This window comes from Sorangium sp. So ce128, from assembly GCF_051525245.1.
GTDB lineage: Bacteria > Myxococcota_A > Polyangia > Polyangiales > Polyangiaceae > Sorangium > Sorangium cellulosum_B.
Map to the genome: position 1 here is coordinate 7,427,403 of NZ_CP150313.1, position 23,662 is coordinate 7,451,064.

At 70.4% G+C, this 23,662-nt stretch carries 23 protein-coding genes; 6 read left to right on the plus strand and 17 right to left on the minus strand.

Features of this window, described 5'->3' with window-relative positions:
* Positions 1 to 29: 29 nt before the first annotated feature.
* Positions 30 to 962 (minus strand): DUF2935 domain-containing protein, encoded by a 933-nt coding sequence (locus WME82_RS28145; RefSeq protein WP_438037807.1) that lies wholly within the window; start codon positions 960 to 962, stop codon positions 30 to 32.
* A 511-nt stretch (positions 963 to 1,473) separates the two neighbouring features.
* Between WME82_RS28145 and WME82_RS28150 the strand changes: the two genes are divergently transcribed.
* Both WME82_RS28150 and WME82_RS28155 read left to right on the plus strand, forming a co-directional pair.
* Complete coding sequence (locus tag WME82_RS28150; RefSeq protein WP_438037808.1) at positions 1,474 to 1,866, plus strand: YciI family protein; 393 nt, start codon at positions 1,474 to 1,476, stop codon at positions 1,864 to 1,866.
* Positions 1,866 to 3,131 (plus strand): RNA polymerase sigma factor, encoded by a 1,266-nt coding sequence (locus WME82_RS28155; protein WP_438037809.1) that lies wholly within the window; start codon positions 1,866 to 1,868, stop codon positions 3,129 to 3,131. The genes WME82_RS28150 and WME82_RS28155 overlap by 1 nt, the downstream gene beginning before the upstream one ends.
* A gap of 79 nt (positions 3,132 to 3,210) precedes the next feature.
* Here the strand turns inward: WME82_RS28155 and dauA are convergent, their stop codons facing one another.
* Entirely contained in the window at positions 3,211 to 5,004 is a 1,794-nt protein-coding gene (gene dauA / locus WME82_RS28160; RefSeq protein ID WP_438037810.1) for a C4-dicarboxylic acid transporter DauA, read from the minus strand.
* A 307-nt stretch (positions 5,005 to 5,311) separates the two neighbouring features.
* Here dauA and WME82_RS28165 point away from each other — a divergent pair, with 307 nt between their 5' ends.
* A complete protein-coding gene (locus WME82_RS28165; protein ID WP_438037811.1) occupies positions 5,312 to 6,394 on the plus strand; it encodes an AraC family transcriptional regulator in 1,083 nt (360 codons plus the stop codon).
* Positions 6,395 to 6,457: 63 nt separating this feature from the next.
* Here the strand turns inward: WME82_RS28165 and WME82_RS28170 are convergent, their stop codons facing one another.
* The 13 genes from WME82_RS28170 to WME82_RS28230 form a co-directional block, all read right to left on the minus strand.
* Positions 6,458 to 7,045 carry a hypothetical protein gene (locus WME82_RS28170; protein ID WP_438037812.1) on the minus strand — a complete coding sequence of 196 codons (588 nt, stop codon included), beginning with the start codon at positions 7,043 to 7,045 and terminating at the stop codon, positions 6,458 to 6,460.
* Positions 7,046 to 7,090: 45 nt separating this feature from the next.
* Positions 7,091 to 7,540 carry a hypothetical protein gene (locus tag WME82_RS28175; protein WP_438037813.1) on the minus strand — a complete coding sequence of 150 codons (450 nt, stop codon included), beginning with the start codon at positions 7,538 to 7,540 and terminating at the stop codon, positions 7,091 to 7,093.
* Positions 7,541 to 7,777: 237 nt separating this feature from the next.
* Positions 7,778 to 8,614: a hypothetical protein gene (locus WME82_RS28180; protein WP_438037814.1), complete on the minus strand. Its 837-nt coding sequence runs from the start codon at positions 8,612 to 8,614 to the stop codon at positions 7,778 to 7,780.
* A 119-nt stretch (positions 8,615 to 8,733) separates the two neighbouring features.
* Positions 8,734 to 9,702 (minus strand): type I pantothenate kinase, encoded by a 969-nt coding sequence (gene coaA, locus WME82_RS28185; protein ID WP_438037815.1) that lies wholly within the window; start codon positions 9,700 to 9,702, stop codon positions 8,734 to 8,736.
* Between the two features lie 165 nt (positions 9,703 to 9,867).
* Positions 9,868 to 10,662 (minus strand): mobilization protein, encoded by a 795-nt coding sequence (locus WME82_RS28190; protein WP_438037816.1) that lies wholly within the window; start codon positions 10,660 to 10,662, stop codon positions 9,868 to 9,870.
* A 206-nt stretch (positions 10,663 to 10,868) separates the two neighbouring features.
* Positions 10,869 to 12,329, minus strand: coding sequence for a hypothetical protein (locus tag WME82_RS28195; protein WP_438037817.1), 1,461 nt, complete (start codon positions 12,327 to 12,329; stop codon positions 10,869 to 10,871).
* 171 nt (positions 12,330 to 12,500) lie between these two features.
* Positions 12,501 to 13,142, minus strand: coding sequence for a bifunctional 4-hydroxy-2-oxoglutarate aldolase/2-dehydro-3-deoxy-phosphogluconate aldolase (locus WME82_RS28200; protein WP_438037818.1), 642 nt, complete (start codon positions 13,140 to 13,142; stop codon positions 12,501 to 12,503).
* Positions 13,139 to 14,236 (minus strand): PfkB family carbohydrate kinase, encoded by a 1,098-nt coding sequence (locus tag WME82_RS28205; protein WP_438037819.1) that lies wholly within the window; start codon positions 14,234 to 14,236, stop codon positions 13,139 to 13,141. Before WME82_RS28205 ends, WME82_RS28200 begins: the two co-directional genes overlap by 4 nt.
* Positions 14,237 to 14,346: 110 nt before the next feature.
* Positions 14,347 to 15,969, minus strand: a complete 1,623-nt coding sequence (locus WME82_RS28210; RefSeq protein ID WP_438037820.1) for an MFS transporter — start codon at positions 15,967 to 15,969, stop codon at positions 14,347 to 14,349.
* 38 nt (positions 15,970 to 16,007) lie between these two features.
* Entirely contained in the window at positions 16,008 to 16,781 is a 774-nt protein-coding gene (locus WME82_RS28215; protein WP_437911610.1) for an SDR family NAD(P)-dependent oxidoreductase, read from the minus strand.
* Positions 16,778 to 17,896 carry a hypothetical protein gene (locus tag WME82_RS28220; RefSeq protein WP_438037821.1) on the minus strand — a complete coding sequence of 373 codons (1,119 nt, stop codon included), beginning with the start codon at positions 17,894 to 17,896 and terminating at the stop codon, positions 16,778 to 16,780. The genes WME82_RS28215 and WME82_RS28220 overlap by 4 nt, the downstream gene beginning before the upstream one ends.
* The gene (locus tag WME82_RS28225; protein WP_438037822.1) at positions 17,893 to 19,134 is read right to left on the minus strand and encodes an enolase C-terminal domain-like protein; all 1,242 of its coding nucleotides are present in this window, start codon (positions 19,132 to 19,134) and stop codon (positions 17,893 to 17,895) included. The genes WME82_RS28220 and WME82_RS28225 overlap by 4 nt, the downstream gene beginning before the upstream one ends.
* Positions 19,135 to 19,480: 346 nt before the next feature.
* The gene (locus tag WME82_RS28230; RefSeq protein ID WP_438037823.1) at positions 19,481 to 19,642 is read right to left on the minus strand and encodes a hypothetical protein; all 162 of its coding nucleotides are present in this window, start codon (positions 19,640 to 19,642) and stop codon (positions 19,481 to 19,483) included.
* Positions 19,643 to 19,894: 252 nt separating this feature from the next.
* Here WME82_RS28230 and WME82_RS28235 point away from each other — a divergent pair, with 252 nt between their 5' ends.
* Entirely contained in the window at positions 19,895 to 20,755 is an 861-nt protein-coding gene (locus WME82_RS28235; RefSeq protein WP_438037824.1) for a PAS domain-containing protein, read from the plus strand.
* Positions 20,756 to 20,807: 52 nt separating this feature from the next.
* On the opposite strand, the gene WME82_RS28240 is transcribed toward WME82_RS28235, so the two are convergent.
* Complete coding sequence (locus WME82_RS28240; protein WP_438037825.1) at positions 20,808 to 21,416, minus strand: antibiotic biosynthesis monooxygenase family protein; 609 nt, start codon at positions 21,414 to 21,416, stop codon at positions 20,808 to 20,810.
* 57 nt (positions 21,417 to 21,473) lie between these two features.
* Positions 21,474 to 21,914 (minus strand): hypothetical protein, encoded by a 441-nt coding sequence (locus WME82_RS28245; protein ID WP_437739598.1) that lies wholly within the window; start codon positions 21,912 to 21,914, stop codon positions 21,474 to 21,476.
* Between the two features lie 240 nt (positions 21,915 to 22,154).
* On the opposite strand from WME82_RS28245, the gene WME82_RS28250 reads away from it, so the two are divergent.
* Positions 22,155 to 22,691 carry a GNAT family N-acetyltransferase gene (locus WME82_RS28250; protein ID WP_438037826.1) on the plus strand — a complete coding sequence of 179 codons (537 nt, stop codon included), beginning with the start codon at positions 22,155 to 22,157 and terminating at the stop codon, positions 22,689 to 22,691.
* A 110-nt stretch (positions 22,692 to 22,801) separates the two neighbouring features.
* Positions 22,802 to 23,488 (plus strand): GNAT family N-acetyltransferase, encoded by a 687-nt coding sequence (locus WME82_RS28255; RefSeq protein WP_438037827.1) that lies wholly within the window; start codon positions 22,802 to 22,804, stop codon positions 23,486 to 23,488.
* The last annotated feature ends 174 nt before the right edge of the window (positions 23,489 to 23,662 follow it).

Consider the following 23,662-nt stretch of genomic DNA (forward strand, 5'->3'; position numbering starts at 1 on the left):
CCGCCACGCGGCGCCCAGGGCGTCATTCGTCACTGCGCGCGCCTGACCTCGTCGGAGAACCTCACCGCCTCGCGGAGCACGTGATCGGCGAGCGCCGGATCGATGATGCTCTTGATCTGTCCCGTCTCGATGCCCTGCTCCGCGGCCGACTTGAAGTCGATGACCTCGTCGGCCATCGTCGCGAGCTGCGCGTTGTCGACGCGGAACGCGTGCGCCTGGTACAGCTGCCCGGCGCGCGCGGTCGCCTGGTCGATGAGCGCGCGCTCCTGCGGGTCGAGCAGGTGCGCGATGAACTCGAGGTGATCCGCCATGATCGTCGTCCAGAACGCCGAGACCTCGTCGCTCTGGAGCGAGATGTCGCCGTACGCGAGCCGATCGAGCCGGGCGACGAAGCGCTCGGCCTCCCGCGCGATGTGGTCGAAGAAGAGCGGCCAGACGAGGCTCCGGAGCGAGCCGCTCTCCTGCGCGCGCTGCATGCGGCGCTTGTACTCGATGAAGCGCTGGACGCTCGACCGCGTCGAGGCGAGGAGCGAGGAGATCCCGTAATCGCCATACCCCCGGTCGCGCGCCGCGAGGAAGTGCCTGGCGAAGAGGTTCTGGTACTGCCGCGCCTCGTCCCGAGGCCCGCGGAGGTGATCGCCGGGCATGAGCAGCGTGATGAACAACGCATGTTCCATCAGCTGGTCCGTCCAGAAGAGGACCTCCGAGACGGCGTGCGCTGCATAGCCGGCGCCCGGGGCGGGCAGGAAGACCGGCTTCCTCGAGCGCTGGTCGACCGAGATGCCGGGCGTATAGGCGGCCCCTGCCGGGAGGGCGAGGGGCCCGATCGACTCGCAGACCGCGTAGCTCTTGTCGGGCAGCGCGAGGCTCGGTGTGGCGAGCAGCGAGACACCCGCGGTGGCCATCGCGCCGCCGGCGAATTGCCGGCGTCCAAGTTTCCCTTGCGGAACACGCTTCTCCATCGACGCTCCTCCAGGTTCATGCATCCGTGAGAATCGGAGCGCGAGGGTGCATGTCCCGCGCCTGAGCCAAAGAGTCGACTCACAGGGCGGTCCGACGGCGCGCACCTCAGCGATCACGACGGCCGGCGACGCGCGGAATCACCACGCCCGAGCGCTTCGTCAGCAGAGAGGTCGCATGGGGGCGCGCCGGACGTCATTCGCGGAATCCGCCCGTGATGGGCCGCCCTGCGATCGGCGACCTGCGAAGACGGCGCACATTCCCCCTCCTCTACCGACCAGCTGCGACCACGGAGCACATCACACCGCGGAGGACACACGCTCGCGACGACAGACCTGCACACCTCCCGCGGGCGCCTCAGACGCACATGCGCCCACATGCGGCCGTCCCTTGTGTCGGGGTTCGGATTTCTTCGCTATCGTCGCCCGGGATGTCGAGGACCCGCCCTCGGCTCCGACATCCCCACGAACGCGCGCCCGATCCCGGGGCGGCAGCGAAGAGAAGGAGCCGATCATGAAGTACATCCTGATGATGAACACCCCGTGCGGGGGGCCGTACCAGGTCGCCAACTGGCAGCAGAAGGACTTCCAGGCGCACATCGCGTTCATGAAGAGCTTCCACAGGAAGCTCAGCGCGTCGGGCGAGCTCGTGGCGGCCGAGGGCCTGGCGGGGCCCGACCAGGCCAAGCTCGTGCGCGCCGGCAAGGACGGCACGCCGATCACCGACGGGGTGTTCCCGGAGACCAAGGAGTTCCTCGCCGGGTACTGGATCGTGGACGTCGAGAGCCCCGAGCGCGCGTACGAGATCGCCGCGCAAGCGTCCGCCGCGCCCGGCCCCGGCGGCGCGCCGCTCAACATGGGGATCGAGGTGCGCGAGGTGATGAGCGCGCCGCCCAGCGATCTCTAGTGGCCTCTCCGTCCCAGGGCGCCACGGCCGAGCGCCTGCTGCGTGATCTCGCGCCGCAGGTGCTCGGCGCCGTCATGCGGCGATTCCGGGATTTCGGCGCCGCGGAGGACGCGGTCCAGGAGGCGCTGATCGCGGCGGCCACGCAGTGGCCGCGCGAGGGCGTGCCCGACGAGCCGCGCGCGTGGCTGATCCACGTGGCGTCGCGGCGCATCGCCGATCACGTCCGGAGCGAGGCGGCGCGCCGCCGCCGCGAGGCGATCGTGGTCAGCCTCGTGCCGCCCGAGCTGCAGATCGCCCTCGCCGCCGACAGCGACGAGGCGGCGCTCGAGGACGACACGCTCACCTTGCTGTTCATGTGCTGCCACCCCGCGCTCTCCGCGCCGTCCGCGATCGCGCTGACCCTGCGCGCCGTCGGCGGCCTGACGACGGCCGAGATCGCAAGGGCGTTCCTGGTCCCGGAGGCGACCATGGCGCAGCGGATCAGCCGGGCGAAGCAGAGCATCAAGGCGTCCGGCGTGCCGTTCGAGCGGCCGACGCCCGAGGCGCGCACAGCGCGCCTCGGCGCCGTCCTGCACGTGCTCTACCTGATCTTCAACGAGGGCTACACCTCGAGCTCCGGCCCCGCGCTGCACCGCGACGATCTGTCGGGCGAGGCGATCCGCCTGACGCGCGCCGTGCACGCGCTCCTCCCGGACGACGGCGAGGTCGCGGGCCTCCTCGCGCTCATGCTCCTGACCGACGCGCGGCGGGCGGCGCGGACCGGGCCTCTTGGCGAGCTGATCCCGCTCGCGGAGCAGGATCGGCGCCTGTGGGATCAGCAGGCGATCGCCGAGGGCGTCGCGCTCGTCACGGGGGCGCTGTCCACCAGGGGCTCGATCGGCGCCTACCAGCTGCAAGCCGCGATCGCGGCGGTGCACGACGAGGCAGCGCGGGCCGAGGACACGGACTGGCCGCAGATCCTGGCGCTGTACGGCGTGCTGATGCGGATGTCCGACAACCCGATGGTGGCGCTCAGCCACGCGATCGCGACGGCCATGGTGCACGGCCCTCGGGCGGGGCTCGATCTGCTGAACGCGCTCGACGCCGACGCGCGCCTCTCGGGTCATCACCGCCTCGACGCCGCCCGCGCGCACCTCCTGGAGCGGGCCGGCGATCACGAGGCGGCGATCGCGCACTACAGGCGCGCGGCCAGCCGCACGACGAGCATCCCGGAGCAGAACTACCTGGCGACGCAGGCGGCCCGGCTGAGCGACGCGCTGAAGTAGCGAGCCGCGCGGCGCGCAGCGGCCGCAGAGGTGTCCGGCGAGAGAGGAGCGGTACCGCGGACCTGCCGGCAGCGAGCGCTCAGCCGTTCACCAGCTCGCCGGCGAGGCGGAGCGCCGCCGCCAGATCCTCCGCGACGTACACGCGCTGCGACCTCTCCTGGACGCGCGCCTTGTCGAAGATCTCGCGCGGCCTGGGCAACGGACCGGCGAGGATCACCGCCTTCTGGCGCCGCGCGAGCCCGTCGAGCGCGTTCTCGAGGGCGACGAACCCCGTGCTGTCGATGAACGGCACCTTGCCGAGGTCGAGGATCATCACCTCGTAGCTGTCCCCGCGGATGGCGTGCAGCGCCGCCATCGCCTTCTGGGCGGCGCCGAAGAACAGCGGGCCGTTGATCTCGTAGAGGGCGACCCGCCTCGGGAGCTCGACTTCGCTCGAACCGCCGGCGGCCTCCAGCACCGTCCGGCTCCCTGTCAGCTCGGCCATCCGGCGCATGAAGAGGATGGCGGCGAGGATCACGCCGGCCGACACGGCGATCACCATGTCCAGGATGACGGTGAGCCCATAACAGGTCAGGAGTACGAACACATCGCTCCTCGGCGCGAGCCTCACGATACGGATGAAATGGTGGAGCTCGGACATGTTCCACGCGACGAGCAGCAGCAGCGCCGCCAGCGACGCCATGGGGACGTAGGCCACGAGCGGGGCGAAGACGAGGATCGACAGGAGGACGACCACGGCGTGGGTCACGGACGCGATCGGAGAGCGCGCGCCAGCCCGGATGTTCGTGGCCGTCCGCGCGAGCGCTCCGGTCGCCGCGATGCCGCCGAAGATCGGCGCAACGATGTTCCCGATACCGAGGCCGATGAGCTCCGAGTCCGGATCGTGCTTGGTCCCTGTCATGCCGTCGGCGATGACCGCCGACAGCAGCGATTCGATGGCGCCGAGCATGGCGATCGCGAAGGCGGCGGGGAGCAGCTCCCTCACGAGCTCGAGCGAGAGCCCATCGCCCCACGGCAGCGAGGGCGTCGGGAGGATCGACGGGATCCCGGCGATCTCCACGCCGAAGGCCGTGGAGCGAAAACGGCTGCCGATCGTCGCCACGGAGAACGCAGGGTAAACCGCGTCGACGGCCACCGCGGCGAGCGACACGACGGTGATGGCGATGAGGGGCGCCGGCACCTTCTTGATGACGCGGGGGACGAGCAAGAGCAGGGCGAGCGTCGAGGCGGCGACGGCGAGCTCGAAGAGATCCGCCGTCCCGCGCGCGGCCCACAAGGCCGCCACCTTGGCGGTGTAGTGCTCCGGGAGCGGCCCGGCCTGGAGGCCCAGGACGTCCTTCACCTGGAGCGTCGCGATCACGGTGGCGATCCCGGCGGTGAAGCCCGTGGTCACCGGATACGGGATGTATTCGATGAGCCGGCCGAGCCGCAGGAGCCCCATGATCACGAGCAGCACGCCGGCCAGGAGCCCCGCCGTCATCAGCCCGGACAGCCCGTGCTCCGCCACGATGGGCGCGAGGATCACCACGAAGGCCGCCGTCGGGCCGGTGACCTGGAACTTGCAGCCGCCCAGCAGCGCCACCAGCGCGCCGGCCACGATCGCCGTGTAGAGCCCGTGCTGAGGAGGAGCCCCCACCGCGATGGCGAGGGCCATGGAGAGAGGGAGCGCCACGACGCCGACGACGGTGCCTGCCAGGAGGTCGGCCTGGAGATCCCCGAGGCCGTACCCCTTGCCAAGGCAGCGCCGGAGCGCCGACGCCACCGGGATCCGATGCCGCGCCTGCGCAGGCTGCGAGGTGGGCGGCCGGGGCGCTTCGCCGCCCTGGCCCGGCCGGTCAATCGCTGCAGCGGCGCGCTCGGACCTGAACGTCATCGTCACACCTCCATCGAATGCTCGTGGATGCTGAGCAACACCGGATATTGAGCAACATCGGTGCCACGCGACGATGTCCTCTGTTGGTCACTCGATGCGCGCCGTTTCACGGCGGAGCGCGGGCTCAAACCGTGTTTACGACATATTGTCGCCATGAATTCGTTGTGCCATGGCGATAACGACAACTTGACGCGGTTACCGAGCCCGTCGCCGTCGTGCCGTATCACGGGCGCTCGGCGAGCGCTGTGCTCACCCAGCTCACCCAGCTCGTCTCGCGGTCCACGGCGGATGATAGACTCGCTCGGGCATGCCGTCTTCCCCGTCGCGGCCCACGGTGTCCATGGCCATCGTCGGCCGGCTGATCTCGTATGCCGCCTCTCGCGGCCTCCGCCACGGCGATCTTCTCGAGGTCGCCGGCGTCTCCGCCGAGTCGCTGACCGACGCGGACAGCCGCATACCGGTGACGTCGCTCGACGCCCTGTGGGCGCACATGGTACGCGCGCTCGACGATCCCGGGGCGCCCATCCGCCTCGCCGCGCGGACGCGCATGGAGGAGATGCACGTCATGGGCTTCGCGGTCATGACGAGCGCGAGCGCCCGCGAGTCGCTCGACCGTGTCGACCGCTACATGGTGCTCCTGGCGGATACACCGCGCTGGGTGACCGATACCACGACGGACCCGGATGCGCCGTTCGCGGAGCTGCACCGCTCGCCCCGCTTCACGCTGGGCGCGCGCGTCGCGACCGAGTGCAGCCTGGCGATTCACGTCCGTTGCTTCCGCCAGTGCGCTGGCGTCGAGTTCTCGCCGCTCCGGGTCAACTTCCGGCACGCCGCGCCGCGCGATCTCGCCGCGCACCGGGACTTCTTCCGGTGCCCTGTCGAGTTCGACGCGCCCCGCGATGGCTTTGCCTTCCCAGCGTCGTTGCTGGACCTCGTGCCTCGCGACGCGAACCCTGCCCTGAGCGCGTTCTTCCACCAGCACGCGGAGGAGCTGCGCCGCCGTCGCGTCGCCGACGCGTCGCCCATGTCCGATCGGGTGCGTGACGTCATCGCGCACCTCCTCGCCTCGGGCGAGCCGTCGGCGACCGCCGTCGCGCGGCGGCTCGGGACGAGCGAGCGCACGCTGCGGCGGCACCTCGAGGACGAGGGGACGACGCTGCGGCAGATCGTCGGCGGGGTGCGCCGTCAGACCGCCGAGGAGCTGCTCCGCGAGAGCGACACATCGATGTCGGAGATCGCCTTTCTGCTGGGGTTCTCGGAGGTGACGGCCTTCGCGCGGGCCTTCAAGCGCTGGTCCGGGAGGACGCCCGGCCGGTTCCGTGAGGAGGCGCGCGGCGCCCCGGGGCGCCGCGCCGCAGCGGGCGTGGACCGCGCGGCGGACGACGGCTGACCGCCGGGGCGATGGCCCGCCTGGCCCGGGGCCTCGGGCCGCGGCCGTCGCGCGCGCCCGGTCTCAGTACGATATCTCGGCGGCGGCGACCTTCTCTCTCGCCGCTTCCCACGACATCGGGAGATCACCCGCGCCGACGGTCCACTGGGTCACGACGCCGTGGACGCTGACCGCGCTCGCCGCGCTCATCGCCGAGAGGTGGGCGTCCGACATCACGAACTTCCCCATCGCCTCTTCGTCCTTCCACACCGTGATGGTCCTCGCATAGCCGCACTTCGCCGACGTTCCGAGCGTGAAGCCGATCAGCCCTTCCTGCGCGGGCAGCTGGGCGAGGATGGGCCCCATCAGCTCGCCGAACCTCTGCTGCGCCGCCGCGTCGGGCTTCATCCAGAGCAGGGTCGACGAGGCAACATAGGAGTCCTGCGCGGCGCCCGTGAGCGCGCCGTCCGCGAACCCGGGCCCGCCGAACGGCGAGCTCTGCAGATCGTCATCTGTGCACGTGAACTCGGAGGCGGCGGTCTGCGTGCCCGAGCCGCCGCCCGTGTTGCCCGGTGTCCCGTCGTCCGCGCCGCACGCCGGGACGAAGGCGGCGACCGCGACGAGGAGCGGGACAAGCGCGACGCGGGAGAGGGAAAAGTCAATTCGAGACATGATGAACCTCATGACAGGAAAGAAGGTGATGTTGTCGGGTGCGAATCAGCGCTCGTCCGCGCGCGCGGGCGAGACCACGCCGAAGACGAGAACGGGGAATGTCCGCTGCAGGCGGCGAGACGTGAACTCCGTGCGCCGGCCGAAGCTCCTGACCGAGACGCGCGCGCCCACCGGCTGTCCGCCGCCGAGGGTCACGGCCCACATCGGGCTGCCGCCGTCCGGCCGCACGGCGAGGTAGGTGTAACTCCCTGCCGCGAGCCGCTCCTCGACGATGCCGACCACGGGCGCGAGGTCGCCGAGGGATCTCGATAGGTCGCCGAGCGGGCCGCCGGGCGGCGCGTCTCCCGCGACGTTCCGGTCGGCGTGCGTCCCAGGATGCGCAGCGGCGTGGACTACGAGCGAGCCGCCGGCGGCCACGAGCCCGACCAGCAGGGCAGCGGCCACGAGGGCGCGGGTCTGGCGGAAGCGCGAGGTGCGATGAGCGGCGAGCAGCATGCCGGGAAGCTACGCGCCGCGGCTGGCGCCGGCCTTTGCCCGTACGGCCAAGTTGTTGGCCCGCTCGGCCACGCCGCCGGCCGCCGACCCGACCCAGGTTGCGCGCCCACCCGACCCAGGTTGGGCGCCCACCCGGCCCAGGAGGCGACCTGACCCAGGTTGCGTCGGCCGGTGTGGCCACCCGACCCAGGTTGCGTCGGCTGACCCAGGTCGAGTCGGCCAGACCGGTTCCGCCGCTCAATCCACCGGGAATTGTTCCGCGATCCAGGCCTCCCAGCCCGGCGGCACTCGGGTGGCCTCAAGGTAGCGACGCAGCTGGTGGGCGTCGTCGAAGGCGGACATTCCCCACAAGCGAAACGCGTCGACATAACCCATGTCGTCCTCAAACGAATCGGCGAAGTCGGCGAGCTCCAAGCCGAGCTGCCAGGGCGCCTTGACGTCCCCGGCGCAGAGCAGTCGAGCCAGCGAAAGGAGCCCGTCGCGAGGCTCGATCGGATCTGCGTCGCCGCTCGCGAGCGCGGTCGCGCACGCTCGCCAACCCTCCGGTACGGCGGGAGGCGTCCACCCGTCGCCTCTCCGGAGCTCGGCGACCTGGCGCGACCAGAACCAGAGCTCGCGGGTGTTGTAGCGGGCCGCCTTCTCGGGCGTCTCGTACGATTCCCACGGCCAACGCACGCCGTCCTGCTGGCTGAGCCATATGGTGAAGGAGACGTCGACCGCGATGAACCCCTGCTCCAGGAGCGCCGATCGACGCGAGGCCGCCGCTATCGGGTCCTCGTCGTCGCCCTCGTCATCTGCCCGTTCATCGGTCGGGTGCAAGACCTTGTGAACGGCCTCTGCCCAGGTGATCGGCGCGGGAGGGTGGCGTCGCAGGTAGGCGATGCGTGTTTCGCGGTCCGGCGCGAGCTGTTCGAGAAAGACGCCCCACATCCCCAACCAGTCTTCGCCGGAGCCCATTCGCCAGCCGAGCGTGTAGCGCTCGTAGTCGGGGAAGCGCTCCCATGGAGGAGCGATGTCGCCGTGCTGGTCGACGTGCTCGCGGAGGCGGGAGCGACAGCTCTCTTTCCAGTCCATGACAGCAGCCTACAACAGTTCACGGCCGTCGTCGTCGACAGCGGTGTCAAGACGCCACCGACGGAAAGCGCGTGGACCTGGACACGACAGACGCTCTGCGCCGGCCGTGAACCTCTACATCAGAGCCGGCGGAGCCACACGGCGCGCACGGCGTGGTCGGGCCCCTTCTCCAGCACGACGTCGGCGCGTGCCCGCGTCGGCAGGATGTTCTCGGTCAGGTTGGGACCGTTGATCGTGCGCCAGACCTGCAACGCGAAGGCGCGCGCCTCGTCGTCCCCCATCGCCGCATAACGGTGGAAATACGAGGAGGGGTCACGAAACGCCGTGGCCCGCAGCGCGAAGAAGCGCTCGATGTACCAGCGCTCGATGTCGGCCTCGTCCGCGTGGACATAGATCCCGATGTCGAAGAAGTCGCTGACGGCGATCGCCGCGGCACGGTCGGGGCCCTGCAGCACGTTCAGGCCCTCGAGGATCACGACGTCGGGCTGCCTCACGGTCTGCACCTTCCCGTCGATCACGTCGTAGGTGGCGTGCGAATAGACCGGCACGTCGATCGCTTCGACGCCCGCCTCGAGGTCGGCGAGGAACTTCACCAGCCGCCCGAGATCGTAGCTCTCGGGAAACCCCTTGCGGTGCAGGCCGCCGCGCGAGGCGAGCACCGCGTTGGGGTACAGGAAGCCGTCGGTGGTCACCAGGTCCACCCGCGGGTGGTCAGGCCATCGCGCGAGCAGCGCTTGCAGCACGCGCGCGGTCGTGCTCTTGCCCACCGCGACCGACCCGGCAATGCCGATCACGAAAGGCCGCTGCGCGATGGGGCGGCCAAGGAAGGTGTCCTTCACGCGGCGGAGCTGCTGCGCCGCGCCTACGTGCAGGTTGAGCAGCCTCGAGAGCGGCAAGTAAATCGTCGCGACCTCGTCGAGCGAGAGCCGATCATTGAGGCCCCGCAAGACCACGAGATCGGCCTCGGTGAGGGTGAGCGGCGTGGCCGCGCGCAGGCAACCCCACTGCGCAGCGGCGAAGATCTCGTACGTCGTGGTGGCGGCGTCCATGATGGGTCGGAGCCGATGGTACGCTTCCGAGCGTGCCATCCGAAGCAATCTCGCGAGCGGGAGCAAGGGGCCCGTGGCGCGACGCTTCGTCGGCGGCGAGCGCCGAGGCGCGCTCCCGCGCGGCCGGGCCGAGGCCAGGGGTCGACCCGAGACCACGGGGGCGGCTCACCCCAAGGCCCTGATCAAGCGCCCCCGGCGCCTTGGTCAGGTCGCGACCCGTTCGTTGCTCGCGGCCGATTCGAGCTGCTGTTGCGCCGACTCGGGGTGTTGCGGCACGACCACGGCAGATGCGCGTCCCGTCGCTGGCCGCCAGTTGCCCGCTGCCTCCAGCGCAGCCTGCGCGCGCTCCAACCAGAGCTTGGCGCGGCGACGCTCCAGGACAGACAGCGCTTGCGGCCCCTCGCTCGTGTTGATGGCGGCCCAGAAGCTCGAACCGAAACGGTCGATCTTGTACATCACCGACGAGTCGAGCTCGGGCAATGTCACGGTTTGCCCGCCGCGTTCGAGCAGGCGTTGGTACGCGGGTGACGCGTCGAGCTGGCTGAAGTCCCTCGAGCGACCTTGGTTCTTCACCACGATATGCTGCAGCCCGTCGCCCGGGGCCGCGAGGACCCGCTCGAGGTGGGACACCGAATCGAAGCCGCCGTCGGTGACGTGCCAGGACACGAGCTGGACGCCCATTTCCCGCGCGTAGTTGAGGACGTCGGTCGACTCGATCCAGCGCTCGAGAGCCCGATGGCTCTGCGCAGGCAGGTCGACGAGCACCACGCGATCGCCTCCGAGCGCGCTGTCCAGGATCTGATCGGCGCTATCGAGCTGATCGAGATCCACGCGCTGCGTGTAGTCCGCGTAGTAACGGCGGAGCGCGCCATGCGACAGATCCGCATCGAGTGCCGCGAACGGAAGCGCTCGGTCGATGAATAGCTGCGCCAGCAGTCGAGCGACCACGCTCTTGCCGACGCCACCTTTCTCGCCACCCACAAAATGTACAGTACTCATGCACCTCCCCCTTCGGCCACCATGTCGCGGAAGTCAAGCCATTCGTAGCAAATGGCGTTCCGGCGTCGCTATGCGCTTGTGGCGCGACGTCGAGGCGACGCGATCGGGGTCGAGCAGCGCGAGCACTGCCTCCGCGACCTGGCTCGCGAAGGCGTCGCGCGAGAGCGTGCGGATCAAACGCGACCCGGGTCGCCCACCGCCGTCGCTCAGAAGAAGCTGTAGAGGGACAGCTTGATGCGCTCGTTGGTCGCGGTCACATCGTCCGCGAAGGTCTGCTCCGAGTACTGGAACGAGAGGCCCGCGCGGATGGCCGGCGTGATGTCGGCGAACAGGTTACCGTCGATGTAACGCGACTTGTGGTAGGCCGTGCGGAGCGCGCCGTAGCCGTTCTCCTCGGTCACCCGGTCGTTCGAGCCCTGGGTGTAGTTGCCGGAGACGGAGAAGCGCCCCGAGGGCGGCAGATAGTACTGGAGCCCGACCATGAACCCCGTCCAGCCGATCGTCTTCAGGTTGTTGTTCGCGTCGTACACCGCGAGGCCGTTGTCGATGTTCGGCGTATAGGTCGCTCCAGCGTCAGGGAGCGGCGGGTGCGGCACGTTGCTCGCGACGCCGACGATGTCCGAGATGCCCGTGCCCGTGAAGAACGAGCCGGTCAACGTCAGCGCGTTGCCGGATTCCTCCAGCGACTTGGCCGGGATGATCGGGAGCAGCGCATCGACCGAGATCCCGTAGCCGTTGGCCGAGCTCGACTCGATCGGGGCGGCGGAGTGCTCGTTGACCCTGAAACGGCGGAAGATGCCCGAGACGCCGAGCGTCAGCGGGTCGTGCAGCATCCCGGCGGCGCCGAGCGTGTGGATCCCCTTCCAGCCGTTGAAGCCGACGCGCAACCCCGCCTGCATGTCAGGCACCTCGGAGTCGCGCTGCGGCGGCTTGAGGACGGCAGCGGCGAGCTCCACGTTGGCGGCGTCCGACTTGAAGTTGTGGCCGACGCGCAGCTGCGGCATCCGCCCGAACACCTGGTTCATCACCGGGAAGAAGGACGTCGTGGCCGGGAAGAAGTACGGCTGCCACCCGAACAGGTGATAGCCCTGTCCAATCAACAGGTCGACGTAGTCCGTTTCGACCTTGATGTTGGCCTGACGCAAACGGAAGGTGCCGCTGCTCACCAGCGAGGCCTCGGAGACGGTGGGCGGCTGATTGCCGAAGAAGTCGAGCTCCAGCATGGCCGTGGTCTTGATCCCGGACACCTCGGGCGCGGTCACCTTGACGCCGAACCTGGAGTTCCGCGTCGTGAAGTGCGTGCGGCCGTGCGAGCCGGCGTAGGTGTCCTCGCGCTGGATCACCGTAGCCCCGACCGACTCCCCGAAGCTCTGGGTGGAGTCGTGCATGATGTCGAACTCCGCCATCCCGTAGATCGTGGCCTTCCACTTGGCGGTGACGGGAACAGGATCCTTGGAGGCCGGCTTGACGGCCTCCGCCGGCGGCGCCGCCGGAGCAGCCACGTCCGCAGGCGGCGTGGCCGGCGCCTGCGCGTCCGCCGGCGTGGCCGGCGCAGCGGCCTGCGGAGCGGCCGCGTCCGGCGCCGGCGGGGGAGTCTGGGCGTGCGCGACCGCCGCCACGAAGAAAATCGACGCACCGACTAGGTTCGCAACCTTCGATTGATTCATGTTCGAAGCCCCTGGTTATCCATGGCGCCGGGAATCCCCTGCAAACGCCGCAACTATTGGTTTTAACTACATTTTACGTCGCACCGCGCAGCGCGCGCACCACGCCCGTCTCCCCCCGGGGAGCCGCTGGAATCGATAGGGTGAAGGCGGGCGCGCCTCCTGCGCACTCCCTCAGGACGCGCGGCCCGCGTCGCAGAACGCACGGGCGCGGGCGACGAGCTCGTCGCGCCGCCCGTCGCGCAGGAGCTTGAGATCCACGAGGTTGCCGCCGACGCCGACCGCCACCGCGCCCGCCGCGAAGAAGCTGCCCACGTTCTGCAGCGTCACGCCGCCCGTGGGCATGAGCGGGATATGGGGCAGAGGCGCCTTGAGCGATTTGAGGTACGAGGCGCCGCCGAGGGCGTCGCAGGGGAACACCTTCACGACATCTCCGCCCGCCCGGTGCGCCGCCACGACCTCGGTGGGCGTGAGCGCGCCGGGAGCGTGGACGACGTTCATCGCGACGCACGCCCTCACCGTCGCCTCGTCGAGCGCGGGGCTGACCACGAAGCGCGCCCCGGCCTCGACACACGCCTCGGCGGCGCGGGCGTCGAGCACCGTCCCGGCGCCCACGAGCGCCCGATCGCCGTGGCGCGCGGCGACCTCGCGCACGACCTCGACCGCGCCGGGCACGGTCATCGTGATCTCGAGCACGTCGATCCCCCCCTCGAGGAGGGCCTCGACCGCCTGCAGCGCCTCGTCGGCCGAGCCAGCGCGCACCACAGGGACGATGCGCCCGCGCGCGATCCACTCGAGCACGGATTGCTTGTTCATCGGTCCACCCGGGCCGTGCCCATCTTCATCGCCTTGAGCACCTCGTCGAGGGTCGCCATCGTCGTGTCGCCGGGCGTCGTCATCGCGAGCGCCCCGTGCGCCGCGCCGCAATCGACCGCCCACTGCGGCCCCTTGCCCATCAGGAAGCCGTAGATGAGCCCCGAGGCGAACGAGTCGCCGCCGCCCACGCGATCGAAGATCTCCAGGTCCTTGCGCTCGGGCGCCTTGTAGAGCTGGCCGCCCTGGTACAGCACCGCGCTCCAGTCGTTGCGCGTCGCCGAGGTCGCCACGCGGAGCGTCGTCGCCACCGCCCGGATGTTCGGAAACACCGAGAGGACGCGCTCGATCATGCTCTCGAACGCGCCGACGCGCAGGTTGGCGTGCCCCTCGTCGACGCCCTCGACCTCGAAGCCCAGGGCAGCCGTGAAATCCTCCTCGTTGCCCAGCATCACATCGACGTACGGCGCGAGCGCTCGATTGACCTCCTGCGCGCGGGCCTGACCACCGATCGACTTCCAGAGCGACGGACGGTAGTTGAGATCGTAGGAGACGACGACGCCGTGCCGCCTGGCCGCCTCCATCGCCTCCTTCGCCACGGAAGGCGTGGTCTCCGAGAGCGCGGCGAAGATACCGCCGGTGTGGAACCACCGCGCGCCCTCGGCGCCGAAGATCGTATCCCAGTCGATCTCGCCGGGCTTCAGCTGAGACGCGGCCGTGTGGCCGCGGTCCGAGAGGCCGACCGCCCCGCGAATGCCGAAGCCCCGCTCGGTGAAGTTCAGGCCGTTGCGCACGAGGCGCCCCACGCCGTCGTGCGTCGCCCAGCGGACGTGCGTGAGATCCACGCCGCCCTGCATCATGAGATCCTCGAGCAGGCGGCCGACGGGGTTGTCCGCGAGGGCGGTCACGATGGCCGACCTGAGACGGAAACAGCGGCGCAGGCCGCGGGCGACGTTGTACTCGCCGCCTCCCTCCCAGGCGTGGAAGCTGCGGGCGGTGGAGATCCGCCCGTCGCCGGGATCGAGGCGCAGCATGACCTCGCCGAGGGACACGAGATCCCAGCGGCAGGTGGAAGGATCACGGAGCGTGAAGGACATGGATACCTTGCAGTGGTGCAGGCCGCGTGGCGGAAGAGCCGGTGGACAAGCAGGGTTCAAGGGGCCGCCGCCATCGCGGAGATCGCGATGAGGCGGGCCGATGGCGGTGATTACCGATCGCCTCCTGGCGCGCGGGACGACTCGACCTCTGCGGCGGACGGGCCTGTGTAGCCCTTGGCGGCAGCGCCCTTCCCCTCGACGATGGGTCGCCCATCGCGGTCGAACTTGACGAGCTCCGCCTTGGTCCCCGCGGCCGTCGGCCAGAGGTACCAGCGCGCGTCCATCCAGCCCACGTGGGCGGCGGGGCCCTCGACCGGCGCGCCCGTCGCTTTCAGCTGGGCCGGCCGCGTCGCCCGGTACTGGTCGACAGAGGTGTACGCAGGACGGTTGAGGGCGAATTGCAGCCCCGCGATGCTGGCGAGCATCACCAGGCCGCCAGCGACGATCGCCGCGCTCGGCACGCGCCGCTTCGGCGCGACCGGCTCGACGCGCGGCAGGATGAGGTGCAGCGCCAGCAGGCCGACGAGGTACAGCGTGCCCGCGAGCAGGAACGGCAGGACGTACGAGCCCGTGGCCGTGAGCGCCCAGCCGACGAAGATCTGGAAGAGCGCCCCGCCGACGACGCCGAACGCGGTCATGACGCCGACCACCGTGGCCATCGCGGGGCGCGGGAGGGCATCCGAGACGAGCGTGTAGAGGTTGCTGCTCCAGCCCTGGTGCGCTGCCGCGGCGAGCGACAGGATCGCGACCGCGACGTAGATCGTGGGGATGCCCGCGACGCTCGGGACATCGACGAGGAGCCCGACGGACATGACGGGCACCGCGGAGAGCGCACACGCGAGCATCGCGAGCTTCCGCGCCGTGCCGACCGAGCGGCCGCTCGCGATGAGCCTGGAGGACAACCAGCCGCCGCCGATCGCGCCGCCGTCCGCCACGAGGAACACGACGGGGATGGCGTAGGCCATGAAGGTCGGCTTCAGGTTGAACTCGCTGACAAGGAACTTCGGCAGCCAGGTGAGGTAGAACCACCACGGCGCGTCGGTGAAGAACTTCGCCGCCGCGACCGCGTAGACGGGCCGCATCCCGAACACCTCGCCGACGCCGAGGGACCCTGTCGCCTCCTTCGCGTCGGAGCGGATGTGCGCGAGCTCCTCGGGCGATACCTTCGGGTGCTCCTCGGGCCGCCGGTAGAGGCGCGTCCAGAAGAAGATCCACACGACGCCGACGCCGCCCAGGATGAGGAAGCAGGTCCGCCATCCGTACGCCTCCGCGATGCGCACCGCCAAGAGCGGGGCCAGGATGGCGCCGACGTTGGAGCCGCAGTTGAACAGCCCGGTCGCGAGCGCCCTCTCCTTCTTGGGGAACCACTCGGCCACGGTGCGGACGGCGGCCGGGAAGTTGCCGGCCTCGCCGACCCCGAGCAGGAAGCGGATACCGGCGAAGCCGGCGAAGCTGCCGACGATGGCGTGGCCGGCCGAGGCGATGTTCCAGAGCAGGAACGTCGCGCTGAGCCCCTTGCGCGGCCCGACGCGGTCGATCCAGCGGCCGACGAACACCATGCCGAAGCCGTAGGAGAGCAGGAAGCTCACGTTGATGAGCGCGAGGTCCGTCGGCCCGAGCTTCAGCTCGTTCTCGAAGAACGGTATCAGCAGGGAGAACAGCTGCCGATCGAGGTAGTTGATCGTCGTCGCGAAGAAGAGGAGCGCGCAGATGGTCCAGCGAGTGCGGGACATGACGCCGGCGGTCGCCGGGGCCACGGGAGACGCTGCGGTCATTGGTTCACCCCGGAGGCGAGGAATCCACCGTCGACTGTGATGCTCGTACCGGTGATGAAGCTCACCGCGTCAGAGCAGAGAAAGAGGGCCGCGCCGACCAGCTCCTGCGTGTCGCCGAAGCGGCCGAGGGGCGTGCGAGCGAGCAGCTCCTGCCCGCGCCCTGTGCCGTTGAGGAGGGCGCGGTTGAGGTCCGTCACGAACACGCCCGGCACGAGCGCGTTCGTCCGGATACCGTGCTTCGCCCACTCGGCGCCGAGGCTCCGGGTGAGCGCCAGCACCGCGGCCTTCGACGCCCCGTAGGCCGCGACCTCGTGGAACGCGACGAAGCTCGACAGCGAGGCGATGTTGACGATGCGGCCCCGGCCGCTGTCCTTCAACGGGCCATGGAAGGCCTGGCACGCGCGCAGCATGCCGGTGACGTTCGTGTCGAGCAGGCTGCCCCACTCGGCCTCTCCGACCTCGGCGGTGGGCTTCCGGAAGGTCCGACCGGCGCAGTTGACGAGGATGTCGACGCCGCCGAACGCCTCGATCACGCGATCGCGCAGGGCGTCGAGCGTCGCGCGATCGCTGACGTCGCACGCCGCCTCGATCGAGCGGACGCCCCGCCCGCGGATCTCGGCGGCGACCGCCTGCACGCGGTCCGCGCGGGTGCCCGTGGCGACGGTGTGGGCGCCCGCCTCGGCGAGGCCGAGGGCGATCGCGCGCCCGATACCGGAGGTGCCACCGACCACGACGGCCGTGCGGCCCGAGATGTCGAAACGGTTCGTCATGCTCCCAGCCAGTCCTTCGCGATGCCCCCGAGGAGCGCCCGCGCGTCGCGCTCGATCTGCGCGTCGGTCGGCGGGACGGGCATCGCCCCGTAGCGCCGGGTCAGCGCTGAAGCGATCGACCGCCGCGAGTGGCGCCACTTGTAGATCAGCTGATCGAGGACGCGCGCGTCCGAGTGCTGCGGCACGAAGGTCGGCCCGAGCATCTCCAGGCGCATCATCGTCGTCTCCTCGATGAGGCTCGGGTTGTTCATGAACCACCAGCAGCCGAACGGCAGGACGTTGGCGAACTTGCGCGCCACGACGCAGAGGGGGTGCGTGTTCTCGCGCGCGAGCGTCGTGACGAGGAAGCGCACGTCGGGGTTCTCCCCGGCGAGCCGCTCGAGCGGGGTCAGATCGACCGTGCTCACCCCGTCGCCGGCCACGCCGAGGCGGGGGTTCACCGCGCGCCGGACGCCGATCATCATGGCGAACGGCAGCCCGTGATCGCGGCACGCGTCCAGCACGGCCCGGGGCGGCGCCGAGACCTCGTTGACCGAGATCGCCAGGTAGCGCGGCCGCATGCGGGCGATCCACCGCTCGAGCTCGGGCGCGAGATCGTCCGCGTGGATGAGCCGATCGAGGCGCAGCGCGGTGTAAAACCGCGGATCGGGCGTGGCGCCCGAGTCCCAGATCGCGCGCTCCACCGGGTCGGTCGGATCGTTCGTCATCGCGAGCGCGCTCACGCCCGCGAGCCGCAGCACGTCCTCCAGGTGATCCTCGACCCGGCGCTCGGCAAAGAAGGCGCGGGCCTCGCGCAGATCCGGCGCGGCGGGGTCGAGCCCGAACGCGGCGAGCACCGTCGCCACGCCCGCGGTGGCCTCGGACAGCGGCGATCGGCGGACGAAGAGCGACGCCCACACGAGATCGGCCTGCGCCTTCTTGTCGAGCGCGAAGAACGCCTCGGGCGTGACCTTCGGCTCGGCGCGCAGCGTCTCGGCGACGAGGTAATGGTACGTGAGGAGCTCGTCGACGCCCCAGAGGTTCAGCGCGGGGAACTGGGGCGCGAAGAGGTGGGTGTGAAGATCGATGATGGGCGCGGCGTTGACGGCCGCGGCCACGCGCTCGGCGAGGATCATCTCGGCACCTCGGGGATTCGGTCGTCCTTCGGATCGGCCCAGCGGTCGTTCGGCACGGTCGCGCACCAGGCCGGCCGCAGCGGGTCCTTGTCGTACGGATAGGAGCCCAGCCGGCGGTACTCCTCGGCGTAGTGAGCGAGCTTCTCGCGATCGAGGCGGACGCCCAGGCCGGGCCCCGCGGGGACGCGGATACGGCCGTTCCGGTACGGGAGCGGGCCTCCCTGGATCACGTCGTCGCGCAGGTGGTGATAGTGCGCGTCGGCGGCGAACGAGAGGTTCGGGATGACGGCGCCGAGGTGCAGCATCGTCGCGAGCTGCACGCCGAGCTCGCCCGAGGAGTGGACGGCGACGCCGAGGCCGAACGTCTCGCAGATCCCCGCCGCCTTCACGCACGGCCGGATGCCGCCCCAGAACGTCGTGTCGAGCAGGATGACGTCCACCGCCGTGTCGAGGACGTTCGCGGCGAGCTGCTCGAAGCCCACGACCACGGTGTTCGTCGCGAGCGGCATCCGCACCTTCTCGCGGGTGCGCCGCATCGCGTGCAGGCCGAAGACGGGGTCCTCGAGGTAGTCGTTGTTCAGGTCCTCGATCGCCTGCCCGAAGCGGATGCCCTGCTCCGTCGACCAGACCGCGTTCGGATCGAAGCGGACGCGATCCTCGCCCACGGCGGCGGCGACCGCGCGGTAACACTCGAGCTCGTAGTCCGGGTGGAACACGCCGCCCTTGAGCTTGTGCGAGGTGAACCCGTGCGTCTTCTTCAGCGCCTTCGCCTGCTCGACGAGCTGCGTTGGCGTCCGCACCTCGCCTGATCCGTCGGCGTTCGGGTAGCGGAAGAAGAGGTAGGACGCGAACGGCACCTCGTCCTGCAGCTTCCCGCCGAGGAGATCGTGGACCGGCACGCCGAAGGCCTGCCCGAGCAGGTCGAGGCACGCGAACTCCAGCGCGGCGAGGACCTGGGTGCGGTTGTTGTAAAGAGAGGCGGTCGGGTTCGCGATCTTGAACCGCATCTCCTCGAGGCGGGCGGGATCGTGGCCGACGAGGTAGCCCTTCATCGCCCGGAACACGGCCTCGGCCGACTCGCCGCCGCCGCCCATCTCACCGAGGCCGATCAGCCCGTTATCCGCCTCGATCTCGACGATCGTGCGCACGAAGCGACCCCAGTGACAGCCGTTGGCGTGGCGCAAGGGCGCCTCCAGCGGCACGGTGACGGTGGTGGCGCGGATATCGACGATTCTCATGCAGGACGGGACTCCAGGGGCCCCCAGCGGTCCAATGTGCCTCGACAAAGGCATCCCGCCGGGCAGTGACACCTGCCCCCGGGCGCCATCGCTCGATCTTTCCTTTTGCAGAGCGCGGGGAATGGATCGGCGAGGTGGCGAGTTTTATCTGTAGAGGCCTCCTTTGGAAAGAGGCTTGCCGAACGGCCTCGATGAATTCCCGGACCGTGCCGGACTGATCACGCCTCGCGGTCGAATCTGGACGGAGAGCTCGATCTCGTCGACGACGGCACGGGGGACCTCCGGGAGGGCGGCGCGCCGAGGTCGCTGCCGCGCCGCGCTGTCACGCCTGAGCCGCGCCGGGGGTTCACCGCCGCTCGCTGTCCAGGCGCCGCGTCTGCTCCGCGCCGCAGCGATCGGCGGAGATCGCCGCCAGCGCCTCGAGCAACGCCGGGTCGTCCCTCGAGAGCGGCCGCTTGAGCGCGGCGAACGCATCGTCGAGCTGCGCGCGGGTCTTCGCCCCGATCACGGGACGAACTCCGGCTGCCGCGCGAGCACCCACGCGATCGCGAGCTGTCCGGCCGCCGCGCGCCTCCCGTCGAACCCTCGCGTCGTCATGTAGCGGTAGTTAGCAAGGCGAGGCACACTCAGGCGCTCCCTGAAGCGGGGCACACGTCTCCGGGTCTCCGCGGTGATCCGCCGCATTTCTGCCCTTGCACGGCCATCCACGATGGCTGATAAAGGGAGGCTGGTCGGGGTCGGGGGAGATGGGCTTGGCTGAATGGCGTTCACACTCCGCTGCATCGACGTCTCGGACTGGAAGACCTTCGGGCTGCTCCAGCTCGTGATCGACACCATCCCGGATCCCATCTTCGTCAAAGATCGGCGACATCGCTGGATCGCCTGCAATCCGGGCTTCTGCAGGTTGATCGGGCAGCGCTACGACGATCTGATAGGCCGCAGCGACCCGGACTACTGGCCGAAGGAGCAGGCCGAGGTCTTCTGGAGCTACGACGACGTCGTCTTCAACTCGGGTGAGCCGAGCGAGAACGAGGAGAGCGCCACGGGCTCGGACGGGGTGGCGCGCACGATCTGGACGCGCAAGTTCCCCATGAAGAACGCTCAGGGGGAGGTGGTCGGCCTGTGCGGGCTCATCACGGACATCACCGACCTGAAGCAGCGGCACATGGAGGCCGAGCGGATGGCGGCCGAGAACCGGGAGCAGCGCGCGATCATCCAGATGCAGGCGGAGCTGCTCGATCGGGTGGCCATGCCGGTCATCCAGGTCTGGGAGGGGATCCTGCTCATCCCGCTGGTCGGCGAGATGAGCGATCGGCGCGCGGCCCAGGCGCTGGAGAGCCTGCTCGCGGCCATCGGGCAGCGGCGCGCGGAGTTCGTGATCCTCGACATCACCGGCGTGCCGGTGATCGACTCCGCCGTCGCGCGCCACCTGGTGCGCGCCGTGCAGGCGGCAGAGCTGCTCGGCTGCCGGAGCGTGATGGTGGGCATCGGCCCGGAGATCGCCAGGACGCTGGTCGGGCTGGGCATCGACTTCGGCCGGATCACCACGCAAGGCACGCTCCAGAGCGGGCTCGCCTACGCGATGAGCCGCCTCAGCGCGCAGCGCACGGCCGCCCGCTGAGCCCGGGGTCGACCCTTCGGCGCGCGGTGCGCGTGGCCGCCGCGGCACCGGCTCATGGCGCCGCGGCGGCGAGCGCCTTGATGCGACGTACCGAGTCTTCGACGGTGATCCCCTCGATCTCGGCGGTTTCCCAGTGGGTGACTACATAGCCGGGCTCGAGCAGCTCGTCCGCGGCGTCGACCCCGGCGAGGTGGGCCGGGCTCATGACGAACTCGTACATCGCCTCGGTCGAGGCCCACACGGCCAGCGTGCGCCCGGAGCCGCAGGAGGGCGACCCGCCCAGCTGGATGGCCAGGAGGCCGGGCTGCGACGCGAGCTGCGCATGGATTGCCTCGAAGATTGGCACGTATCGCTCCATCACGGCGTCGCCCGGCCGCGTCACCCCGTACGTGGCGCTGACCGCGTACGACGACCCCTCCGGAGGCGGCCGGAGCTTCCCGGTCGCCGGATCGACGCCGGGCCCGCTCAGCGTGTCCATCTCCAGATCGGCTTCGAGCACGCCCCCCGTGCACTCGGGCAGGGGAGCGTCGGCCGCCTTCGCGCCGGAATCGGAGCCGCACCCCGCCGTCATCGCGCCGAGCGCCGCGATGACGGCGGCGAGCACGCGCGAGGAGCGCTCGATCGTCGCGCTCGGCATCTGGTCGAATCCACATGTCGTCATGATCATGGTCCTCTCTCCTCTGTCCGTTGTCGGGGACTCTGTCCGTGGCCGGAAGGCTCAGTCAGCGCGCGAGACGATCCCGAAGACGAGGTCCGGGAACGTCCGCGCGAGGCGGCGTGAGTGGAAATTCGCCTTGCGGCCCATGCTCCGCACCTGCACCGGGGTGCCGGGCGGCGGCGCGTCGCCGACAGTGACAGCCCATGTGAGGTTCTCGCCGGTGCGCACGGCGACATAGGTGTACGAGCCGGCCGGGAGTCGCTCCTCGACCAGGCCGGCGATGGGCGCCCGGTCGGCGGCGTCGCGGGAGAGCTGGCCGAGCGGGTTCCCGGCCGCCGCGTCGAGCGGCCCGGCGGCCACAGAGGGCCTGTCGAGCCGCCACGCGAGCACGACGAAGAGCGCCGCGAAGACCGTGAGGCCGAGGAGCGGCTTCACGAGCCGGCGCCGGGCGGATCGCGGCGCGGAGCTCCGCGCCGCGCGGGCCGAGGAGACGAGCGTCATCTGTGGCTCCTTGTGAGCACGCGTCGGGCTTCCCGCCGTGGGGGCGCCGCTGCGTGACTGGATGGACCTCAGTTCCCGGACGCTCGCGGAACGTTCAATCGACGCCGCTCTTTCGCCCGCGGCGGCTCGAGCAGCCGCGGCGCGCGGCGCCCCGGCCCCCCCGGGGTCGCCCTCCCCCGGAGCCCCGTCGCGCCCCGAGGTTGCGGGGGCGCCGGTGGCTGCCTAGCCTGCGCAGCCCCGATGACATCAGCGTTCATCCGACCTGCCGTCGAGTCCGACCTGCCTCGCCTGCCCGAGATCGAGCGCTCGGCGAGCGACGCGTTCCGGGGGACGGACCTCGACGTCGAGGCCCTGGCGAACGTGACGCCGGCGGAGGGCTGGCGCGGCGCGCTCCGGGCCGGGACGCTCTGGGTGATGGACGACGGCGCCGGCGAGCCGATCGCGTTCCTGGGCGCCGAGACGGCCGGCGAGGAGCTCCACATCCGCGAGATCGACGTCGTCCTCGACCGCCAGGGGCAAGGGCTGGGGCGACGCCTGCTCGCCCACGTCATCGCGTGGGCGCGGGCCGCGAGGCTGAAGGCGATGACCCTGACCACCTTCCGGACCGTCCCCTGGAACGGGCCGTTCTACGCCTCGATGGGCTTCCGCGAGCTGTCGCCGGCCGAGGCGTCCCCGCGGCTCGCGGAGATCCTCGAGAACGAGGCGCGCCAGGGCCTCGACCCGACGCAGCGCTGCGCCATGCGGCTCGACCTCGATCGCGGCGACAGCGCTTCGTAACGGCTCCTGTCCAACGCGGTCCACGCCGCGATCGGGCCTTTGAACGGACTGAGCGCCTCCGCGGACGGCCTTCTTGGGGTGGAGCGAGCCGACATGATAGGGCTCGATGTATGAGCACCGCGTGGGACTGGGTCGTTCCGATTCGACAGAAGCACTTCGGCGAGCCGCTCGGAGGCCTCTACCCGCTCGAGCGCCTCGCCGACGGCGAGGCCTACTGGGCGCTGCACAAAGCCGAGCTGCTCCGCCATTTCCCGCCCGAGGTCTTCTTCAACCTCGGGGCGCTGTCCGGCGAGGAGGGCGAGCGCGCCCGCGCCCGCCTCACGGCGTCCGAGGGAGCCCACCGCCTCGCAGACTTCTGGGCGGTGCGCGACGGCGAGGCGGTCGTGGCCATGTTCTCGGGCCACCAGCGGGACGCAGAGACCTACCGCATGTGGCACTCGGCCGTTCACCCCGACTACCGCCGGCGCGGCCTGTACCGGGAGTTCCTCCGCCGGGTCCTCGCCTACACGCGAGAGCTCGGCTTCGACTACGTGGTCAGCGAGCACGCCCCTTGCAACAACGCGGTGATCATCGCCAAGCTGAAAGCAGGGTTCCGCATCGTCGCCATGGATATCGACGCCGCCACGGGCGCCAGCCTGAACCTCAGGTACTTCCACAACGAGGCGCACCTCAGGGTCTATGAGTTCCGCTGCGGCCTGGCCACGCTCGACGAGCGCCTCCTCGCGGCCGGCACCGGCGCGATGCCGCTCCTGCTGGAGCAGCTCCGGCGCGGATCGGGCGCCGACCCGAAAACATAACGCATCGAGACAACCCAGCCTCCCGACAGGCCGGCTGCGTCGTGAACGAGGGAGCGAGATCGGGCCAGGGTCCTCGCGGAGCTCGGAATCAGGGCGACGCGCACGACGCGCGTCCGCGCCGGCCGAGTCCGCCATCGCGCCCCGCGCAGGTGCCACGGCACATTCGCACCGTTC

What these genes read in the sequence shown, in the direction of transcription:
- WME82_RS28145 (WP_438037807.1), bottom strand. Translation starts at nt 962, where the DNA reads ATGGAGAAGCGTGTTCCGCAAGGGAAACTTGGACGCCGGCAATTCGCC.
- WME82_RS28150 (WP_438037808.1), top strand. Translation starts at nt 1,474, where the DNA reads ATGAAGTACATCCTGATGATGAACACCCCGTGCGGGGGGCCGTACCAG.
- WME82_RS28255 (WP_438037827.1), top strand. Translation starts at nt 22,802, where the DNA reads ATGAGCACCGCGTGGGACTGGGTCGTTCCGATTCGACAGAAGCACTTC.
- WME82_RS28165 (WP_438037811.1), top strand. Translation starts at nt 5,312, where the DNA reads ATGCCGTCTTCCCCGTCGCGGCCCACGGTGTCCATGGCCATCGTCGGC.
- dauA (WP_438037810.1), bottom strand. Translation starts at nt 5,004, where the DNA reads ATGACGTTCAGGTCCGAGCGCGCCGCTGCAGCGATTGACCGGCCGGGC.
- WME82_RS28210 (WP_438037820.1), bottom strand. Translation starts at nt 15,969, where the DNA reads ATGTCCCGCACTCGCTGGACCATCTGCGCGCTCCTCTTCTTCGCGACG.
- WME82_RS28190 (WP_438037816.1), bottom strand. Translation starts at nt 10,662, where the DNA reads ATGAGTACTGTACATTTTGTGGGTGGCGAGAAAGGTGGCGTCGGCAAG.
- WME82_RS28240 (WP_438037825.1), bottom strand. Translation starts at nt 21,416, where the DNA reads ATGACGACATGTGGATTCGACCAGATGCCGAGCGCGACGATCGAGCGC.
- WME82_RS28245 (WP_437739598.1), bottom strand. Translation starts at nt 21,914, where the DNA reads ATGACGCTCGTCTCCTCGGCCCGCGCGGCGCGGAGCTCCGCGCCGCGA.
- WME82_RS28200 (WP_438037818.1), bottom strand. Translation starts at nt 13,142, where the DNA reads ATGAACAAGCAATCCGTGCTCGAGTGGATCGCGCGCGGGCGCATCGTC.
- WME82_RS28195 (WP_438037817.1), bottom strand. Translation starts at nt 12,329, where the DNA reads ATGAATCAATCGAAGGTTGCGAACCTAGTCGGTGCGTCGATTTTCTTC.
- WME82_RS28175 (WP_438037813.1), bottom strand. Translation starts at nt 7,540, where the DNA reads ATGCTGCTCGCCGCTCATCGCACCTCGCGCTTCCGCCAGACCCGCGCC.
- WME82_RS28220 (WP_438037821.1), bottom strand. Translation starts at nt 17,896, where the DNA reads ATGATCCTCGCCGAGCGCGTGGCCGCGGCCGTCAACGCCGCGCCCATC.
- WME82_RS28205 (WP_438037819.1), bottom strand. Translation starts at nt 14,236, where the DNA reads ATGTCCTTCACGCTCCGTGATCCTTCCACCTGCCGCTGGGATCTCGTG.
- WME82_RS28225 (WP_438037822.1), bottom strand. Translation starts at nt 19,134, where the DNA reads ATGAGAATCGTCGATATCCGCGCCACCACCGTCACCGTGCCGCTGGAG.
- WME82_RS28180 (WP_438037814.1), bottom strand. Translation starts at nt 8,614, where the DNA reads ATGGACTGGAAAGAGAGCTGTCGCTCCCGCCTCCGCGAGCACGTCGAC.
- coaA (WP_438037815.1), bottom strand. Translation starts at nt 9,702, where the DNA reads ATGGCACGCTCGGAAGCGTACCATCGGCTCCGACCCATCATGGACGCC.
- WME82_RS28235 (WP_438037824.1), top strand. Translation starts at nt 19,895, where the DNA reads ATGGCGTTCACACTCCGCTGCATCGACGTCTCGGACTGGAAGACCTTC.
- WME82_RS28250 (WP_438037826.1), top strand. Translation starts at nt 22,155, where the DNA reads ATGACATCAGCGTTCATCCGACCTGCCGTCGAGTCCGACCTGCCTCGC.
- WME82_RS28170 (WP_438037812.1), bottom strand. Translation starts at nt 7,045, where the DNA reads ATGTCTCGAATTGACTTTTCCCTCTCCCGCGTCGCGCTTGTCCCGCTC.
- WME82_RS28215 (WP_437911610.1), bottom strand. Translation starts at nt 16,781, where the DNA reads ATGACGAACCGTTTCGACATCTCGGGCCGCACGGCCGTCGTGGTCGGT.